This window comes from Streptomyces sp. S186 (assembly GCF_051603415.1).
Classification (GTDB): Bacteria; Actinomycetota; Actinomycetes; order Streptomycetales; family Streptomycetaceae; genus Streptomyces.
This window is the reverse complement of sequence record NZ_CP193932.1, coordinates 2,810,887-2,828,586: the sequence shown is the minus strand read 5'-3', so window position 1 is coordinate 2,828,586 and position 17,700 is coordinate 2,810,887. Positions and strand designations below refer to the sequence as shown.

The following is a 17,700-nucleotide window of genomic DNA, read 5'->3' as shown; positions in this document are numbered from 1 at the left end:
CTAATCCTGCGAAATACTGGCCCAACTGCGGTTCCGCACGGACGGGAAAGAAAATTTCAGCCGGACGGAAACGCGGGGCGAACACGGCGGGGGGAATTGCTGGACATGCGGACAACGCGGGAAGGGCGCTGACGTGCACGAGACCGGAGCCGGCGGTACCACCCCGGATGGCGAGCCGATGGGTGTGGACCCCGCATTCCTGTCCCTGGAACGCGAATTGGCGGTATTCCTGCGCCGCGCCCGCGCCTCCTCCGGCGAACTCGCCCGTGAGGTCCACCCCGACCTCGAACCGGCCGCCTACGGGCTGCTGGTGCGGCTCGCCGACGCCGGCGCCCAGCGCGCCACCGACCTCGCGGCGTACTTCGGTGTCGGCAAGGCGACGATAAGCCGCCAACTGCACGCCCTGGAGCGGCTCGGGCTGGTCGCCCGTGCGCCGGATCCGGCCGACGGGCGCGCGGTGCTGGTGCGGATCACCGACGAGGGGCGGGGGCGCTTCAACCGCGTCCGTACCGCGCGCCGCGCCCGTTATGCCCGTCGGCTCGCCTCCTGGGAGCGGGCGGAGGTCGCGGAGCTGGCGCGGTTGTTGCATCGGCTGAACGCGGAGCAGGAGGGGGAGGAGGGGTAGCCCCCTCCTGGACCTGCACCCCTGCCGGGGTGGGCTTGGGCGGCGGGCGCCGGGCGCCCGGGTGCGAGCCCCTGGCCCCGGCTGGCCTCCGGCCCCGGTCGTCTGTGGTGCCGGGTCCGGGGGCTCCGGGGCTTGTTGCCGGACTGCTGCGCTTGACGCTCCGCTGCGCTCCGCCTTCGCTCTCTTATTGCTCCTCCGGAAGCGAAGCCCGACACGCCGCCCCTCCGCCCCCGGCCCCTCCTGCCGTCGTTGGTGTGCCGGCCCAGGGCCCTGCGCCGGTGCTCCCGTTGGCGCGCACAGTGGTGTTACGGCTCCACATGGATCACCGCCGCATCGTCCCGGGGCTTTCCCCGGGGGTGGGTGGTGCAGTCCGGGTCCGCGGTCTCCAGGGCCCGTACGCGGTCGATCAGGGTCTGGGGGCCGGAGTTGCGGACCAGGGTGGCGCACTCGGTCCAGGAGCCGGCGTGGAAGACGTCCACCCAGCGGCCGGCGCCGTCGGTCAGTGCCGTCAGGGAGCGGATGGCGGCGCGCGGGGTGGTGCCGGTGAGCGCGCGGGACGCGACGGACGGGTCGGCGGCCGCGGTGAAGAAGCCGCCCTCGGCGTTCCGCAGGGCCTCCACCGCGCGGACGTACTCCCGGGCCGCGGCGGCACGTTCGGCCGAGCCGCGGGGCAGTGAGCGGACCGCCGCGCGCCGGTCGCGGACCGCGGGCGGGAGGTCGTCGAGCCGGGTGTCCCGTACCGGATGCACCGAGCCGTCCGTCTTCTCCAGGAGCAGCACGGAATCGGACAGCACCAGGTGTTCCACGGTCTCCCGGGACCAACGCGCGGCGACCACCGTTGCCTGCGGCGTACGAGGGTGAGAAAGGTCACAGGTGGTGCGGTGCGCTTCGGCCGTTCTCGCGACGGCGGCGGCGAGCGCCTCAGTCAGCGTCATATCGCGGTGTGAAACCGACAGTTCGAGCATTGCACCCCCGAGCCGCGCGGTGAACCACGGCACGGAATGGACACAGCCGCAGTCCCCCTCGGGCGGGGTCACCCCGTCCAGGAGGACCAGGGAGCCGCCCTCCCCGGATGCCGGCAGGGCTACCGACACGTAGTCCTCGTTGGGGCGTTGAGGGTCGCCCGGCTCGGTGGCGAGTTCGATGCGCATGCCGGAAAGTCTGCCGGAGGTGGCCGGAATTGAGCGGTGGCCGGGGGTGGCGGCGGGCGAGGGGCGGCGGCGGGCCCACGGGGTTCGGGGGCCGTGGGGCCGGATGCGGGCGCGCATCTTTTCAGGACCGCCACGCATCTCCAAACCCATCGGGGGGTTGCGCGAGGTTGCGGACGAAACCGCCGCCGCACGGAAGTTGATGGCCAAACTCCGATTGTTGTTCACTCGTTCAGGTGGCCGGACATGTGTTGCCGGGTCACTGCGCGGCGCCGATGGAAGGGTCGATTCCCGGAGCAATCGGGGTGGTCGGGACGTTCGTCGCGACGCGCAGAGCCGGGCTGTTCCCCTTTCGCGGAACGGTGCGCTGTCGCGGTCGTCGCGCAGACTCGCCCCGCGAACGGTGAGCGGACGGGGTCCGCGGCGCCGGTACGGCGTGGGCAGGCGAGAGTAGGAATGCGAGCAGCGGTGCGGAAGAAGCGGCTTCGGGGCGGCGCAGGGAAGCCGGGGTCACCGGCCGGACCGGTCTCGGTACCGGGCACGGGATCCGGTGCGGGATCGGGCGCGGGCGGCGGCACGGACGGCTCGGGACGGCGTCCCGCGCGGGTCCGCAACCGGCTCATGGGAGCCGTCGCCGTGGTCGCCGTCGCCGTCCTGGGAGCCGGCGCCCCCGCCCTGATGACCGCCGTCGGCAACGCCCACGACAGCCAGCACCTGGTCGACCTCGCCGGGCTGAACGCACACGCCGTCACCCTCGCGCACACCCTCGCCGACGAGCGCGACGCGATGACCGCGTACGTCGCCGCCGGCCGCACCGGCCGCAACGTCACCGAGGCCCCCACCGACGACCAGCGCGCCCGGGCCGACCGGCAGATCGACGAACTGCGCGGCCAGGCCCAGGGCGTGGCCGGCGACACCGGCGCCTTCGCCGCCGCCGACAAGCTCCTCAAACAGCTCCCCGACACCCGCCAGACGGCGCTCTCCGGGCCCGCCACCGCCGACCAGGTCTACGACGCCTACAGCGAGGCCGTCGCGGCGCTCGGCGCGATCAGCGACGACATCGCGCGCGGCCTGCCCGCGCGGGCCGACGGCGGGGCCGCCGACACCCGGGCGCTGCCCGCCCTCGGCCGGGCCGTCGACCAGGCCGCCGGCACCCGGGCGCTGTTGCTGGCCGGACTCAAGGCGGGCGGCCCCCAGCCCCGGCTGACCGCCGCCGCGCAGGTCGCCCACCTCCGCGAGCAGGGCGCCCTCGGCGACTTCCACCAGATCGCGAGCCAGAGCGCCCGGGACCGCTTCCAGCGCACCGTCAACGGCACCGACGTCGACACCGCCGAGCGCTACGTCACCAAGCTCACCGACCAGCCCTTCCTCGACGCCGGGGACATGGCCCTCAGCCGGCGCCGGGTGCAGGCCGCGCTGACCGCCCGGGTCGGCCTGATGCGGGGTGTCGAATCGGCCGTCGCCACCGCCGAGATCCAGCGCCTGGGCACGCTGCGCGACGACGATGTGACGGCCCTGGAGATCGCCGTCGGCCTGGAGGGCCTCTGCCTCCTGGTGGCCGTCGGCACCGCCGTCTGGGCCGCCCGCACCATGACCCAGCCGCTGGCAGCGCTGCGGCTCGGCGCCAAGCGGCTGGCGGCCGACCCCGGCCACGAGGAGCCCATCGACTACAAGGGCCGCAACGACGAGTTCGCCGCCGCCGTCCGGTCCGTCAACGCGCTGCACGCCCAGGCCGTCGACACCGCCCGGCGCGCCGCCGAGTGGGAGGGCGAGCGCAAGCGGCTGGTCGGCGGGCGGCAGCGGCTGGTCGCCGAGCGGGAGGCCCTCCAGGAGCAGACGGAGGTGCTCAAGGAGGAGGTCGCCGCGCTCGACGAGCGGCTGGCGGTGCTGCGCACCGGCGTCCACGGCCGGTTCGTCAACCTCTCGCTGCGCACCCTGGGCCTGGTGGAGCGCCAACTCGCCGTCCTGGAGTCCCTGGAGGAGAGCGAGCAGGACCCGGAGCGGCTGGACACCCTCTTCAAGCTGGACCACTTCGCCGCGCGGATGCGCCGCAACAGCGAGAACCTGCTGGTCCTGGCCGGCGCCGAACAGCACGGCAGCAGCCACACCGGGCCGGTGCCGCTGCTGGACATGCTGCGCGCCGCGGTCAGCGAGATCGAGCGGTACGAGCGGGTGCGGATCACCTCGCTGCCGCCGCACGCCCAGGTCGCCGGGTTCGCTGCCGACGACCTCAGCCACCTGGTCGCCGAACTCCTGGAGAACGCCACCGCGTTCTCCCCGCCGGACGCCCATGTCGAGCTGTCCGGCTGGCTGCTGGAGAGCGGCGAGCTGATGCTCTCGGTCGAGGACGAGGGCATCGGGATGACCGCGGACCGGCTGGCCGAGGTCAACGAGCGGCTCGCGGACGCCGAGGCCGCGTCCACCTCCGAGACCGTGGACGAGGCGCTGGGCCTGGGCCTGTACGTGGTGGTGCGGCTGGCCGCCCGGCACGGCGTGCGGGTGCAGCTGCGCGACCGCAAGCAGGGCGGAGTCGCCGCCGTCGTCGTACTGCCCGGCTCGATCCTGCCGAACCGTCCGGCGCCGGTGCCGGTGCCGCCCGCCCGCTCGGCGAGTACGGGCGCGCCGTCCGTACCGACCCTCCCGGGCTCGGTCGCGGAGGCCAACTCCAACACCCTCCCGACCCGGACGAACCGGCTCGACCCGGCGGAGCCGCCGGCGGCCCCCGCGGCCGAGGCCGCGCCCGCCCCGGCTCCCGAGCCCGCTCCGGAGCCCGTCCCCGAGCAGCGGACGGCCGGCCGGCGCGGGCTGGCCGACGACCCGTTCGTCGCCGCGGCCGAGCGCGCGATCGACGCGGCGGGGCTGGGCCACCCGGTCCCCGAGGAGGCAACCGAACCGGCGGAAGCAGCCGAACCGTCGGAACGGGCGGAGGCGGCGGAACGGGCGGAGGCGGCGGAACAGACGGACGCGACGGAACGGGCGGACGCGACGGAACGGGCCGAGGAAGCGGATCCGCTGGCGGCACCGGACCCGGCGGAGGCGGCGGAAGCGGCGGAGGACGCGGAACCCGCCGCACCCGTGGAAGCCACGGAGCCGGCCGCATCCACCGCACCCGCCACCCCGGTCGTCCCGTCCCAGGCCCGGCCCCCCTCCCAGGGCCCGGCCGCGCCGCCCGCCGCACCGGCGTCCGCGGCGCAGTCCGAACCGAGCCCGTACGGACCGCAGTCGCCCGGCCCGTACGCCTCCGCCGGGACCGCCGCCGGCACCACCGGCGAGCACACCCGTCCCGGGGAGACCCCGCCGCCGGCCGGGGGCGCGTCCCCGGCCGAGGGCGCCCCGGCCGTCCCGGCGCCCGGGAAGGGACGGCACGCCGCCCCGGCGCCCGCCGTCGCCGACCCGTACGCCATCGGGCCGGACGAGCACACCCGCCCGGCCCCGGAGCCCGCCGCGGCCCCGGAACCAACTCTCCCGGGCCAGGCGTCCCAGAGGGAGGAACACCAGGCGCCGGCACCCGGCACGCCCCGGCCACCGCGCCGGACCAGCACCGGGCTGCCCAAGCGCACCCCGAAGCACGTGGCGCAGAAGCAGGCGTCCGCGGCGCCCCGCAGGACCGGCGCGGCCAACGCCGAGGAGCTGCGCCGCCGGCTCGGCGGATTCCAGCAAGGGGCGCGAGAGGGCCGCCGCGAGGTGGCGGCCGAGATCGCGGAACGTACCGCGGAGCAGACCATCCCACTGAAGGACACCGACGGAGCGGGGGCCCCGGGAGACAGCCATACCGGCGAGGAGGCACGCGATTGAAGGCGCAAGCGCCCACGGCGCATGGACAGGGACTGAGTTCCCAGGCACGTAACCTGCACTGGCTGCTGAGCAATCTGGTCGACGAGGTGCCCGGCATCCACTCGGTCGCGGTGGTCTCCTCCGACGGTCTGCTGCTGCTCTCCTCCGACCCCGAGCAGGCGGCGGCGGGCACCATGGCGCACGCCGGCGACGCCGGCCCCCAGGGCTCCAGCGCCGACCTCGCCACCATCGTGTCCGGCCTCGGCAGCCTCACCAACGGGGCCGCGCAGCTGATGGACGGCGGAACGGTCAAGCAGACGATGGTCGCGATGGACGAGGGCAGCCTGTTCGTGATGTCGATCAGCGACGGCTCGCTGCTCGGCGTGCACGCCACCCCCGACTGCGACATGAGCACCATCGCCTACCACATGGCCCTCTTCGTCGGCCGGGCCGGCCACGTCCTCACCCCCGAACTCCGCACCGAACTGCGCAAGTCGATGGAGAACGCCCAGTGAGCGAGCGAACCGAAGAGCGGTGCGTGCCGCGCGCGGACGAGGCCGGGCGAGTCGAGCGAAGCGAGGTCCCGGCATGAGTTCCCGTCCGAAACGCCCCGTGAGTTCCCGTCCGAAACTCCCCGTACGCGGCGGGGACCGGAAACCCGCGCGGGTCCGGCCGTACTCTCTGACCGGCGGCCGGACCCGGTTCGGCCATGTGCTGCTCGTCGAGACGTTCGTGGCCGCGCTGGAGGCACCCGAGGAACGCCGCGAGCTCACCGCCTCGTCCGGCGCGGGCTGGCTCGACCGCGTGATGCCGGAGATGCGCGCGATCGTCGAACTGTGCCGCCGGATGCGGTCGGTCGCGGAGATCTCCGCACTGCTCAAGATGCCGCTGGGGGTCGTCCGCGTCCTCCTCAGCGATCTCGCCGACCAGGGAAAGATTCGCGTCTACGGCACCGGGCACGGCACCGGCCGGCCCGACCGCGCGCTGCTCGAAAGGGTGCTGAGTGGACTTCACAGGCTCTGACACGATAGCGGCCGGCCCGGAGCCGGCCGCCGGCCCCGCGGCACCGGAGGCCCCGGCCGCCGCCGACGAAGCGGGGCTGCAGAGCTGGCAGATGGACCGGACACAGGCACCCGTCGCCACCAAGATCGTGGTGGCGGGCGGCTTCGGCGTCGGCAAGACCACGTTCGTCGGATCGGTCTCGGAGATCACCCCGCTCAAGACCGAAGCGGTGATGACCCAGGCCAGCGAGGCGACCGACGATTTGTCCGCGACGCCCGAGAAGACCACGACCACGGTCGCCATGGACTTCGGCCGGATCACCCTCGACCAGGAACTGGTGCTGTACCTCTTCGGCACGCCCGGCCAGCAGCGCTTCTGGTTCATGTGGGACGACCTGGTGCGCGGCGCGATCGGCGCGGTCGTGATGGCCGACACCCGGCGGCTGGAGGACTGCTTCCCGGCGCTGGACTACTTCGAGAGCTGCGGACTGCCGTACATCGTCGCCGTCAACCACTTCGAGGGGACCGAACGCTACGAGGTGGACGACGTCCGGGACGCGCTGACCGTGCCGCCGGAGGTGCCGGTCGTGGTGATGGACGCCCGGCGCCGGCCCACCGTCATCGAGTCGCTGCTCGCGCTGGTCGGCCACGCGCTGGACGTCACGCCCGAATAGCCCCACCTGCCACCCCCTGCCGCCCCCCGCACCACCGAACCGCAGGAACAGAGAAGAGCCCCGCCATGCGGAAGATACTCATCGTCGGAGCCGGCCAGTCCGGTCTCCAGCTCGCGCTCGGCCTCCAGTCCCAGGGCTACGAGGTCACCCTGATGTCCAACCGCACCGCCGACGAGATCCGCTCCGGCCGGGTGATGTCGACGCAGTGCATGTTCCACACGGCCCTCCAGCACGAGCGTGACCTGGCGCTCAACTTCTGGGAGCAGCAGGCCCCGCGCATCGAGGGCCTGGGCGTCTCGGTCGCCGCCCCCGGCAGCCACGAGGCGCCCGGCGGCACCCAGCGGGCCGTCGACTGGGTCGGCCGGCTCGACGGCTACGCCCAGTCCGTCGACCAGCGGGTCAAGATGGCCGGCTGGCTGGAGACCTTCGCGCAGCGCGGCGGCCAGGTCGTCATCCACGGCGCGGCCGTCTCCGACCTGGACTTCTTCGCCCAGCGCTACGACCTGACGCTGGTCTCGGCCGGCAAGGGCGAGCTGGTGTCGATGTTCGGCCGGGACGCCGCCCGTTCGCCGTACGACGCCCCGCAGCGCGCGCTGGCCGTCGCCTACGTCCACGGCATGGGCCCGCGCCCGGAGCACCCGGAGTTCGACGCGGTGCGCTGCAACATCGTGCCCGGCGTCGGCGAGCTGTTCGTGATGCCCACCCTGACCGTCACCGGCCGCGCCGACATCCTCTTCTGGGAGGGCATCCCCGGCGGCCCGGTGGACGCCTTCCAGGGCGTACGGGACCCCGGCGAGCACCTGGCGCGCACGCTGGAGCTGATGAAGACGTTCCTGCCGTGGGAGTACGAGCGCAGCGCCGGGGTCGAACTGACCGACGCCAACGGCACACTGGCCGGCCGCTACGCCCCCACCGTCCGCAACCCGATCGGCCGGCTGCCCTCCGGCGGCCTGGTCCTCGGCGTCGCGGACGTGGTGGTCGCCAACGACCCGATCACCGGCCAGGGCTCCAACTCGGCGTCCAAGTGCGCCGCGGCGTACCTCGCGTCCATCGTGGAGCACGGCGAGAAGCCGTTCGACGCGGAGTGGATGCAGGCCACCTTCGACCGCTACTGGCAGACCGCCCGGCACGTCACCAAGTGGACCAACGCGATGCTGGCCCCGCCGCCGGAGCACGTGCTGAACCTCCTGGGCGCCGCCGGACAGCTCCCGCCGGCCGCCGACCGGTTCGCCAACGGCTTCGACGACCCGTCCGACTTCGAGAACTTCTTCTTCGAGCCGGAGAAGACGGCCGCCTATCTGGCGTCGCTGACCGGCTGACCGACCCCGACACGGGCCGAGAGGCCGGCGGACCGCACGACGGCCGCCGGCCTCTCGACGTTTCTCCCGTCTTCCGCCGTCAACGCCGCCTGCGCCAGGGCCACTTGGGGCCGGTACCGGCCGGGCCCTCCGGGGCGTAGGCGTACTGCCAGCCGCGCGGCAGCCCCAGCCGGCCCGGGGGACCGGGCACCCGGCGGTACAGGTGCACCTCCGGCGGCCGCCCGTCGTCGCGGGGCACCGGGATCTCGTAGGTCTTCGGGGGCAGGCCGGTGGGTCCCACCAGGACGGGAAGGATCCGGCCGTCCAGGGGACCGCCGACGAAGAGGGTGTTCTCGCTGCGCACCGGTCCAGTGTCACAGCAGGTGGGCGGCCTCGCTCACCACGGGTTGGATCCGGCGCGCCAGGTCGCCGGCCGGGCCGTCGGGGGACTCGCCCTTCAGCATCGCCCGCACCACCCGGGCGGTCTGCGGGTCCCGGGCCGCGGTGGCGGTCAGCAGCGCGACGAAGTGGTCGACCAGCCAGTCCCGCAGCTCGTCGAGGGTAGGCTGCTTGTCCTCGTCGAGCCAGATCAGCGAGGCGGCCTCGACCGCGGTGATCCACATCCGGACCGTGGTGCGCAGCCGCGGGCCCGGCTCCGGCTCGCCGAGGTGGCGCAGGATCTGCTCGGCCGCGGCGCGCCGGACCTCGTCCACGATCGCGGTCGTCCGGGACGTCTCCGCCACGCTGCCGCCCTGGAGCAGCGCGCTGAACCCGGCGTCGTGCTGGTCGACGAAGGCCAGATAGCGGTCCAGGGCGTGGCCCAGCCGCCGGGTGAGCGGGCCGGTCTCCGGCTCCGCGAAGCACCGCTCCAGCTCGTCGGCGGCACTGCGCAGCGCCGCCTCGTACAACTGCTGCTTGCCGCCGGGGAAGTAGCGGTAGACGAGCGGCCGCGAGACCTCGGCGGCGGTCGCGACGTCGTCCAACGAGACGTCCTCCGGCGCGCGCTGGGCGAACAGGCCCAGCGCGGCGGCCAGCAGCTGGCTGCGGCGCTGCTCCACGCTCAGCCTGCGGTAGGCGGGTCTCGGTACTGCTGGGGCGGTGCCGCTGCCGTTCATGAACAGCAGCGTAACCGCCGGGGTTTCGCGGTCGCACAGGCGCTCGGCCCTCGACGGGGCGCGGGCGCGGGCGCGAACGTCACGCCAGCAGTCCCGAGGACTTCCACAGTCGCCGCCCCATGCCCCGCAGCACCCCGATGTCGTCCAGGAAGTCCGTCAGGCGCCGGGCGCCGTTCTGCATGACCTCGCGGCGGTGGCCGCTGGCCTGGACCTGGGCCATGGCCGCGCGCTTGTCCAGGCCGACATTGGTGTAGACCTCGGGGTTTATGAAGGCGACGGCGAAGATCCGGGCGAACTCGCCGGAGGTGACCCGGGTGAACTCCCGCGACCACTTCGGCGCGGTCACCATCTGCCGCCGCAACTCCTCCCGTGCGTACCGCACATGGCGGGCCTCCTCCACCACGTGGATCCGCGTGACGCCCCGGACCAGCGGCTGCACCCGCTCGTCGGGGAAGGTCAGCCGCTGCATCCAGTCCAGGACCTCCTCGCCGAGCAGGGTCGCGGTGAAGGAGCCCGGGGTGGTGGAGATCGTCTTGAAGAGCCGGCCGAGGTTCCGGTGCACCCGGCCGACCGGGTACCAGGGCGTGTCCCCGCGCGCGATGAGCCGGGCGAACATCTTCGAGTGCCGGCACTCGTCCTCGATCTCGGTGAGCGCGTAGCGGACGTGTGCGCTGGTCACCGGCTTGTCGTAGATGTGCCGGACGAGCAGCTGCATCAGGATGATCTCGAACCAGATGCCGAGCGAGGCGAGTGCCGCGGCCTCGTGCTGGGAGAGCAGGATCCGCTGCTCCTCGCTCATCCGCCGCCACATCGGGGTGCCGTACAGCGAGACCAGTTCCGGTGGCCAGAACCACTTGCCCTCCTCGAAGGGCGCGTCCCAGTCGAGTTCGGTGTCCGGGTCGAAGGAGTGCCTGGCGGAGGAGGCGAGCAGCCGCTCGGCGACCCGCTCCCGGTCCTTGAGCGGCCCGAGAGCGTCGCGCAGGACGCCGATGTCCGCCTCGGTCATTGCGGTGGACGCGCTCGTCATGGCTCTGGCTACCTCACAGTCGGGGTTACCCGCGGTCACATGCGGCTGCCTCTTATGAGACTCTGTGTCAGTAAAGGACGTCAATCCCTCCCGCACGACTTATTGACCCGCAGGTAAGAAGCGTGTGAATCTGCCAACTGCCCGTCCGTTACGAGGCGTTCGGCGGGCAGAGGAGGCGAGGCGCCGTGTCGACCCGAGAGCTCTACGCGCAGGACCCGGGCGATGACCTGTGGACCGTGCCGGCCACCGGCGCGGCCCGCTTCACCTGGGAGTACGACGACGGACGCGACCGGCTGCTGGCCCTCTACCAGAAGGGCAAGGACAAGCAGTGGGACGCCGCCACCCGGATCGACTGGGACCTGGAGGTGGACCCCAAGGACCCGCTCGGCACCCCCGACGAGGCCATGGCCCTGTACGGGACGAAGCACTGGGACCGGATGACGGACAAGGACCGCGGCGACCTCCGACAGCACTTCGCCGCCTGGCAGTTCAGCCAGTTCCTGCACGGCGAGCAGGGCGCGATGGTGTGCGCCGCACGGATCGTGGAGTCCGTCCCCGACCTCGACGCCAAGTTCTACTCGGCCACCCAGACCATGGACGAGGCCCGGCACGCGGAGATCTACGGCCGCTTCCTCAAGGACAAGATCGGGATGCTCTACCCGGTCAACGACAGCCTCAAGGCACTGCTCGACGACACCCTCGCCGACTCCCGCTGGGACATGCCCTACCTCGGCATGCAGGTGCTCATCGAAGGACTGGCGCTGGCCGCCTTCGGCCTGATCCGCGACACCACCAGCAAGCCGCTGCCGAAGCAGCTCCTCGCCTACGTCATGCAGGACGAGGCCCGGCACGTCGCCTTCGGCCGGATGGCGCTGCGCGACTACTACCGGCAGCTCACCGACGCCGAGCTGCGCGAACGCGAGGAGTTCGTCATCGAGGGCTGCTACCTCATGCGCGACCGGCTGCGCGGCACCGAAATCCTGGAGAACTTCGGCATCCCGCCGGCCGAGGCCGCCGAGCTCACCGAGCGCTCGGAGTTCCTCCGGCTCTTCCGGAAGCTGCTGTTCAGCCGGATCGTCCCCTGCGTCAAGGACATCGGCCTGTGGGGCGAGCGCCTCCAGCGCGCCTACGTGGACCTCGGCGTCTTCGAACTGGGCGACGCCAACCTGGACCTGCTGATGGCCCAGGACGAGGAACTCGCCGAGCGACTGGACGCCGAACGCTTCGCCACCGAGGAGGCGGCCCGCACCGCCGAGGTCGCCGACGTCATGGCCCGGGGCGCCGCCGCGGACTGACCCGGGCCCTGGTGCAGCGCTTCTCCGGCCCGCTGATCGCGCCGGCGCTCACCGCCGTCCCGACCGCGCCAGCCACCGCCCCTCGTGCCTGAACACCTCGATCGGCCGCCCGAAACAGGCCGTCATCCGCTCGCCCGTCAGCACCTCCGCCACCGGGCCGAGCGCCTGCACCCGCCCCTCCCGTAGGAGCACGGCGCGCCCGATGGCCGGGGACAGCTCCTCCAGATGGTGGGTGACCGTCACCGTCGCCAGCTCCGGCCGCCCCGCGGCCAGCCGGTGCAGCGCGTCGATCAGATCCTCCCGGGAGGGCAGGTCCAGCGCGTTGAACGGCTCGTCGAGCAGCAGCAGCGACGGATCGGCCATCAGCGCCCGGGCGATCAGGATCCGGGCCCGCTGGCCGCCCGAGCAGACGCCGAACGGCCGGTCCGCCAGCTCCTTGCACTCCAGCTCGGTCAGCAGCTCATGGGCCCGTTCCCGGGTCGCCCGGTCGTACTTCCGCCACAGCGGCTGCACCGTGCCGGTCGCGCCGGTCAGCACCACCGTGTGCGCGGTCGCGTCCGGCGGCACCTTCTGCGCGCTCGACACCAGGCCGATGGCGGCGCGCAGCTCCCGCACGTCCACCCGGCCGAGCCGGTGGCCGAGCACCTCGACGGTGCCGACGGTCGGGAACATCAGCGCGCCGATCAGCCGCAGCACGGTGGTCTTGCCGGCGCCGTTCGCACCGAGGAGCGCCCAGTGCTCACCCGCGCGCACCGTCCAGTCGATGTCGTCGAGGATGACCTGGCCGGTGGTGTAGCGGCGGACGCCGACGCCCGACAGCGCGGCGATCACCCGCCCCGCTTCAGGGAGTTGGAGTGCGGTGGGCCGGGCGGCCGAGGACGGGGAGGGAGACGGGGACGCGGACGAGGACGGCGGTTCCGAGGGCTGCGTGCGAGTCATCGCGGCAGGTTAGCTGCGTACGACACCTTTCCGCGCACCCGTCCGATGTGTGAAACCACGTGAGCCGTTTTCAGCCACGCGCCACCGGCCACCGGGCGCGGACCCCCGATTTCCGGGCCACGGCCTCACCGCAACCCCGCCGCCATCACCGCCCGCGCGATCGGCCCCGCGCTGCCGCCCCCGCTGATGTCCGCGCGCTCGGCCTCCGCGTCCTCCACGACCACCGCCACCGCCGACAGCGGCTCGTGGCTCCGCCGGTCCCGCACCCAGGCGACGAACCAGGCGTACGGCGTGCCCTCGTTGCGGACGCCGTGCTGGGCGGTCCCCGTCTTGCCGCCCACGAGGTACCCGTCGATCGCCGCGGTCTGCCCGCTCCCGTGCTCGACGACCTCGGTCATCATCTCCTGGAGCTGCTCGGCGGTGGCCGGATCCATCACCTGCCGGGTGGGCCGCCGCGTTCCGGGCGCGACCAGTACCCCGCCGGCGTCGGTCACCCGCTGGACGAGGTAAGGGGGCGTCAGCTGGCCGTCGTTGGCCACCACGGCCGCCACCATCGCCATCTGCAGCGGGGTCGCGGCGGTGTCGTACTGCCCGATCGCGGAGAGCGCCAGCTGCGCCGGGTCCGTGCCGGTGTCGAAGGTGCTCGGCGTGACGGGGGAGGGGATCCGCAGCCCCCGCTCGTTGAAGCCGAACCGCTCCGCCGCCTCGGTCATCCCGCGCGGCCCGACCCCGACCCCCAGCCGCGCGAAGACGGTGTTGCAGGAGAGCCGGAACGCCTCCCGCAGTCCCGCGTGCGCGCAGCCCTCCGCCGGATTGCCCAGGGGGGTGCGGGTGTCCGGCAGGGTGTACGGGTCGGGCACGTCCAGCGGCGCGTCGATGTCCCTGACCAGCCCGGCGTCCAGCGCGGCCGCTGCGGTGACGATCTTGAAGACCGAACCGGGCGGATAGGTCTGCCACAGCGCCCGGTTGAGCATCGGCCGGTCCGCCGCCCCGTTCAGCCGCCGCCAGGCACCCGTCACCGACCGGCCGTTCCCGGACAGCACGCCGGGGTCGTACGACGGCGAGCTGACCAGTGCCAGCACCCGCCCGGAGCGCGGCTCGACGGCCACCACCGCGCCCTTCCGGCCGGCCAGCCCCCGGAACGCGGCGCGCTGCATCGCCGGGTTGACGGTGGTCTCGACCCGGCCGCCCGGCGGCCGCCGGCGGATCAGCCGGTCCCACCAGGGGAACGGGGTCAGCCGGCGGTCGGTCCCGGCGAGGACGCCGTCCTCGGTGTGCTCCAGCAGCGAGGTGCCGTACGTCTGCGAGGCGAAGCCGGTGACCGGTGCGTACAGCGGGCCGTCGGTGTAGGTGCGCTCGTAGCGCAGCCGCCCGCCGCTGTCCCGCGAGCCGGTGACCGGGCGCCCGCCGACCAGCACCGCGCCCCGCGGCTGGGCGTACCGGGCGATCTCGCCCCGCCGGTTCGCCGGGTTGCCGGCGTAGCGGTCCGCCTCGACGACCTGCACCCGCACGGCGTTGACCAGCAGCGCCGCCAGCAGCAGGAAGGAGAACGCGGCGGTGTGCCGGATGGCGCGGGTCACCGGAGCGCCCCGAGGGCGTCCGGGGCGGCGCGGGCCGGGCGGGCGGGGGCGTCGGGCCGCGGCCTCCGCGCCCGGTCGCTGATCCGCACCAGCAGCGCCACGATGATCCAGTTGGTCACCACGGACGACCCGCCCTGGGCCAGGAACGGCATCGCCATCCCGGTCAGCGGGATCAGCCCCATCACCCCGCCCGCGATCACGAACACCTGGAGCGCGGGCAGCACCGCCAGCCCGACGGCCAGCAGACTGCCGAACGCGTCGCGCAGCCCGAGCGCCGCCCGGAAGCCGCACACCGCCGGCAGCGCGTACAGCAGGAACAGCGCGCTCAGCCCGGCCAGTCCCAGCTCCTCGCCCAGCGTCGCCAGGATGAAGTCCGACTTCCGCGCGAACCCGATCAGCGACGAGTGCCCCTGCCCCAGGCCCGTCCCGAACGTGCCGCCCGCGGCGAACGCGAACAGCGACTGCGCCAGCTGCCCGGGTCCCCGCCCGGCCGCGATCCCGGCGAACGGATGCAGCCAGTCCTGCACCCGGCTGTGCACATGCGGCTCCAGCGTCCCCACCGCCGCCGCCCCGGCCGCCGCCAGCAGCACCCCCACCGCGATCCACCCGGTCCGCCCGGTGGCCACGTACAGCAGGACCACGAACACGCCGAAGAACAGCAGCGAGGTCCCCAGGTCCCGTTCGAGCACCAGCACCCCGACGCTCACCAGCCAGATGGCCACGACCGGCGCGAGCACCCTCCCCCAGGCTCTCAACTCCGTTCGAGCAGGGGGTGCCCCCTTCGCCCGCGGCCGCAGCCGCCACACCGCGCTCCCGGTGTGCGCCAGCGCCTCCCGGTTGGCCGCCAGATACGCCGCGAAGAACACCGTGATCAGCACCTTGGCGAACTCGCCCGGCTGCAGCGAGAATCCGGCCGCCCGGATCCAGATCCGCGCCCCGTTGACCGCCGGGCAGAGGATCGGCGCCACCATCAGGGCCAGCGCCAGCCCCGCGCACCCGTAGGCGCACCGCTGCAGCACCCGGTGGTCCCGCAGCACCGCCACCACCGCGATGAACAGCGCCACGCCCACGGTGGACCACACCAGCTGGGCGGGCGCGGCCCGGTCGGCCGGCGTCTCCAGATCGAGCCGGAAGATCAGCACCAGTCCGAGCCCATTGAGCAGCACCGCGGTCGGCAGCAGCAGCGGATCGGCGTACGGCGCGCCGAACCGCACCACGAGGTGCGCCAGCAGCGCCAGCCCGCCCAGGCCCGCCGCGTACCGCAGCGCCCCGGCCGGCACCGCGTGCGCCCGCGCCGCCCCCACCGCCAGATAGCCGCAGACGCTGATGAGCACGGCGCCTACGAGGAGGGCCAGTTCGACGCCCCGCCTCCTGGGCGGCGATGGCGCCGGGGAAGCATCCCCCGTCCACCGGCCGCCCGCCGGCTTCGCCCGTACCTCGGCCGCATCAGCCCCGTCCCACCCACCCGACCTGTCCGCCACATCCACAACCGCAACGTAGCAAGCAAAATGCAGCAATTTGCCCATATCACCCGACAGTGCCGCGGTCGTCGCGGTGACACCCGCCACTTCCCGGCCCCGGACACGCCCCCTAGGGGAAGAATCAGGGGCCTGACAGGAGTGGGTCCCGGCCGTTCCGTGAACGAGGCCAATGGCAGTTTGTAAACTCGGTCAGAACGAAAAGCAGAAGGCCGAGCTCGTCACGCTGATGCGGACGACCGATCGCACCGGTCGACGCCATGGACACGCGCCATGGCGCCGCACGCGAGGGGCTGTGGCGTACGACACCGAGCACGCCAGTGAAGGTCCCGCGCCGTTTCGGCCCACGGGGGCGGCCGAGCGCGGGTGACCGTCCCCCGCGACGAAAGGCAGTATGAGCGCCATGACGACCCTCCGTTCCCGGATCTTCGCCTGGGCCGGCCGCCTCTACCTGGCGAGAACGAGAAAGAAGGGCTTCGACCTCTCCCGGATGTCCTTCCTGCCGGACTCCGTCCTGATGCCCCTGCGCCGCGACGGCCTCGACCCGGTGCCCGACCTCGCCGCCGTCCGCGAACGGGAACCCATCAGCAAGCTCCCGGTCCCGATAGCCGCCAACGTCTGGCTGGTCACCGGCTACGACGAGGCCAAGGCGGTGCTCGGCAAGGCCGATGCCTTCAGCTCCGACTTCACCAACCTCGTCGGCAAGGCCGGCGCCGGCGCCGAACAGAACCCCGGCGGCCTCGGATTCGCCGACCCGCCGGTCCACACCCGCCTCCGCCGGCTCCTCACGCCCGAATTCACCATGCGCCGCCTGGGCCGGCTCACGCCCCGCATCCACGACATCGTCGAGGAGCGCCTCGACGCCATGGAGAAGGCCGGCCGCGACGGCGACCCGGTCGACCTCGTCGCCGCCTTCGCCCTCCCCATCCCCTCCCTCGTCATCTGCGAGCTGCTCGGCGTCCCCTACGAGGACCGCGACGACTTCGAACGCCTCAGCGCCGCCCGCTTCGACCTCTTCAGCGGCGCCAACGCCTCCTTCGGCGCCATATCCGAATCGCTCTCCTACTTCCGCGAGGTCGTCAAGAAGCAGCGTGCCAACCCCGGCGACGGCCTGCTCGGCATGATCGTCCGCGAACACGGCGACTCGGTCACCGACGAAGAGCTGGCCGGCCTCGCCGACGGCGTCCTGACCGGCGGCTTCGAGACCACCGCCAGCATGCTCGCGCTCGGCGCCCTGGTCCTCCTCCAGGACCCGGAGCACTTCGCCGCCCTCAAGGACGGCGACGAGGCCGTCGACGCCTACGTCGAGGAACTCCTGCGCTACCTCACCGTCGTCCAGGTCGCCTTCCCCCGCTTCGCCCGCGAGGACCTGGAGATCGCCGGCGTCCGGATCTCCGCCGGCGATGTCGTCCTGTGCTCCCTCAGCGGCGCCGACCGCGACGGCGAACTCGGCCCCGACATGGAACGGTTCGACCCCCACCGCCCCAAGGTCCCCTCCCACCTCGCCTTCGGCTACGGCATCCACCGCTGCGTGGGCGCCGAACTCGCCCGCATGGAACTCCGCGCCGCCTACCCCGCCCTGGTCCGCCGCTTCCCCGGTATGCGCCTCGCCGTCCCCCCGGAGGACCTCGCCTTCCGCAAGCTCTCCATCGTCTACGGCCTGGACTCCCTGCCGGTACGACTGGACGGCTGACCCCGGGGCGGGTGGCCGCTCCGCCCGCCGGACGCCGCGTTGTCAGTGCGTGA

15 protein-coding genes are annotated in these 17,700 nt (G+C 73.3%); 8 read left to right on the top strand and 7 right to left on the bottom strand.

The genetic code is table 11. From position 1 onward, the window contains the following. The first annotated feature begins 133 nt into the window (after positions 1-133). Positions 134-625, top strand: a complete 492-nt coding sequence (locus tag ACRAS8_RS11625) for a MarR family winged helix-turn-helix transcriptional regulator (protein WP_438485864.1) — start codon at positions 134-136, stop codon at positions 623-625. 305 nt (positions 626-930) lie between these two features. Here the strand turns inward: ACRAS8_RS11625 and ACRAS8_RS11620 are convergent, their stop codons facing one another. Beyond that, a complete protein-coding gene (locus ACRAS8_RS11620; protein ID WP_438485863.1) occupies positions 931-1,776 on the bottom strand; it encodes a hypothetical protein in 846 nt (281 codons plus the stop codon). A 618-nt stretch (positions 1,777-2,394) separates the two neighbouring features. Between ACRAS8_RS11620 and ACRAS8_RS11615 the strand changes: the two genes are divergently transcribed. The 5 genes from ACRAS8_RS11615 to ACRAS8_RS11595 all read left to right on the top strand — a co-directional run bounded on the left by ACRAS8_RS11615 (position 2,395) and on the right by ACRAS8_RS11595 (position 8,541). Further along, positions 2,395-5,568 (top strand): nitrate- and nitrite sensing domain-containing protein, encoded by a 3,174-nt coding sequence (locus ACRAS8_RS11615; RefSeq protein WP_438485862.1) that lies wholly within the window; start codon positions 2,395-2,397, stop codon positions 5,566-5,568. After that, positions 5,565-6,062 carry a roadblock/LC7 domain-containing protein gene (locus tag ACRAS8_RS11610; protein WP_438485861.1) on the top strand — a complete coding sequence of 166 codons (498 nt, stop codon included), beginning with the start codon at positions 5,565-5,567 and terminating at the stop codon, positions 6,060-6,062. The genes ACRAS8_RS11615 and ACRAS8_RS11610 overlap by 4 nt, the downstream gene beginning before the upstream one ends. A gap of 73 nt (positions 6,063-6,135) precedes the next feature. Beyond that, a complete protein-coding gene (locus ACRAS8_RS11605) occupies positions 6,136-6,570 on the top strand; it encodes a DUF742 domain-containing protein (RefSeq protein ID WP_438485860.1) in 435 nt (144 codons plus the stop codon). Positions 6,571-6,661: 91 nt separating this feature from the next. After that, on the top strand, positions 6,662-7,222 hold the full coding sequence (locus ACRAS8_RS11600; RefSeq protein WP_438490428.1) for a GTP-binding protein: 561 nt from the start codon (positions 6,662-6,664) through the stop codon (positions 7,220-7,222). A gap of 65 nt (positions 7,223-7,287) precedes the next feature. After that, positions 7,288-8,541, top strand: a complete 1,254-nt coding sequence (locus ACRAS8_RS11595; RefSeq protein WP_438485859.1) for a styrene monooxygenase/indole monooxygenase family protein — start codon at positions 7,288-7,290, stop codon at positions 8,539-8,541. Between the two features lie 79 nt (positions 8,542-8,620). Here the strand turns inward: ACRAS8_RS11595 and ACRAS8_RS11590 are convergent, their stop codons facing one another. The 3 genes from ACRAS8_RS11590 to ACRAS8_RS11580 all read right to left on the bottom strand — a co-directional run bounded on the left by ACRAS8_RS11590 (position 8,621) and on the right by ACRAS8_RS11580 (position 10,641). After that, a complete protein-coding gene (locus ACRAS8_RS11590; RefSeq protein WP_438485858.1) occupies positions 8,621-8,884 on the bottom strand; it encodes a hypothetical protein in 264 nt (87 codons plus the stop codon). Positions 8,885-8,894: 10 nt separating this feature from the next. Further along, positions 8,895-9,635: a TetR/AcrR family transcriptional regulator gene (locus ACRAS8_RS11585; RefSeq protein ID WP_438485857.1), complete on the bottom strand. Its 741-nt coding sequence runs from the start codon at positions 9,633-9,635 to the stop codon at positions 8,895-8,897. A gap of 79 nt (positions 9,636-9,714) precedes the next feature. Further along, complete coding sequence (locus ACRAS8_RS11580; RefSeq protein ID WP_438490427.1) at positions 9,715-10,641, bottom strand: AurF N-oxygenase family protein; 927 nt, start codon at positions 10,639-10,641, stop codon at positions 9,715-9,717. Positions 10,642-10,847: 206 nt separating this feature from the next. On the opposite strand from ACRAS8_RS11580, the gene ACRAS8_RS11575 reads away from it, so the two are divergent. Next, positions 10,848-11,957, top strand: a complete 1,110-nt coding sequence (locus tag ACRAS8_RS11575; RefSeq protein WP_438485856.1) for a ferritin-like domain-containing protein — start codon at positions 10,848-10,850, stop codon at positions 11,955-11,957. A 48-nt stretch (positions 11,958-12,005) separates the two neighbouring features. Here ACRAS8_RS11575 and ACRAS8_RS11570 read toward each other — a convergent pair whose 3' ends face one another. The 3 genes from ACRAS8_RS11570 to ACRAS8_RS11560 form a co-directional block, all read right to left on the bottom strand. After that, a complete protein-coding gene (locus ACRAS8_RS11570; RefSeq protein ID WP_438490425.1) occupies positions 12,006-12,788 on the bottom strand; it encodes an ABC transporter ATP-binding protein in 783 nt (260 codons plus the stop codon). A gap of 233 nt (positions 12,789-13,021) precedes the next feature. Further along, on the bottom strand, positions 13,022-14,476 hold the full coding sequence (locus ACRAS8_RS11565; RefSeq protein WP_438485855.1) for a peptidoglycan D,D-transpeptidase FtsI family protein: 1,455 nt from the start codon (positions 14,474-14,476) through the stop codon (positions 13,022-13,024). After that, on the bottom strand, positions 14,473-15,831 hold the full coding sequence (locus tag ACRAS8_RS11560) for an FtsW/RodA/SpoVE family cell cycle protein (protein ID WP_438490423.1): 1,359 nt from the start codon (positions 15,829-15,831) through the stop codon (positions 14,473-14,475). Before ACRAS8_RS11560 ends, ACRAS8_RS11565 begins: the two co-directional genes overlap by 4 nt. A gap of 517 nt (positions 15,832-16,348) precedes the next feature. Between ACRAS8_RS11560 and ACRAS8_RS11555 the strand changes: the two genes are divergently transcribed. Further along, complete coding sequence (locus tag ACRAS8_RS11555) at positions 16,349-17,647, top strand: cytochrome P450 (protein WP_438485854.1); 1,299 nt, start codon at positions 16,349-16,351, stop codon at positions 17,645-17,647. The last annotated feature ends 53 nt before the right edge of the window (positions 17,648-17,700 follow it).

Coding starts and splice junctions, on each gene's coding strand:
- ACRAS8_RS11620 (WP_438485863.1), bottom strand. CDS start 1,776: ATGCGCATCGAACTCGCCACCGAGCCGGGCGACCCTCAACGCCCCAAC.
- ACRAS8_RS11615 (WP_438485862.1), top strand. CDS start 2,395: ATGGGAGCCGTCGCCGTGGTCGCCGTCGCCGTCCTGGGAGCCGGCGCC.
- ACRAS8_RS11605 (WP_438485860.1), top strand. CDS start 6,136: ATGAGTTCCCGTCCGAAACGCCCCGTGAGTTCCCGTCCGAAACTCCCC.
- ACRAS8_RS11600 (WP_438490428.1), top strand. CDS start 6,662: ATGGACCGGACACAGGCACCCGTCGCCACCAAGATCGTGGTGGCGGGC.
- ACRAS8_RS11595 (WP_438485859.1), top strand. CDS start 7,288: ATGCGGAAGATACTCATCGTCGGAGCCGGCCAGTCCGGTCTCCAGCTC.
- ACRAS8_RS11585 (WP_438485857.1), bottom strand. CDS start 9,635: ATGAACGGCAGCGGCACCGCCCCAGCAGTACCGAGACCCGCCTACCGC.
- ACRAS8_RS11580 (WP_438490427.1), bottom strand. CDS start 10,641: ATGACCGAGGCGGACATCGGCGTCCTGCGCGACGCTCTCGGGCCGCTC.
- ACRAS8_RS11555 (WP_438485854.1), top strand. CDS start 16,349: ATGAGCGCCATGACGACCCTCCGTTCCCGGATCTTCGCCTGGGCCGGC.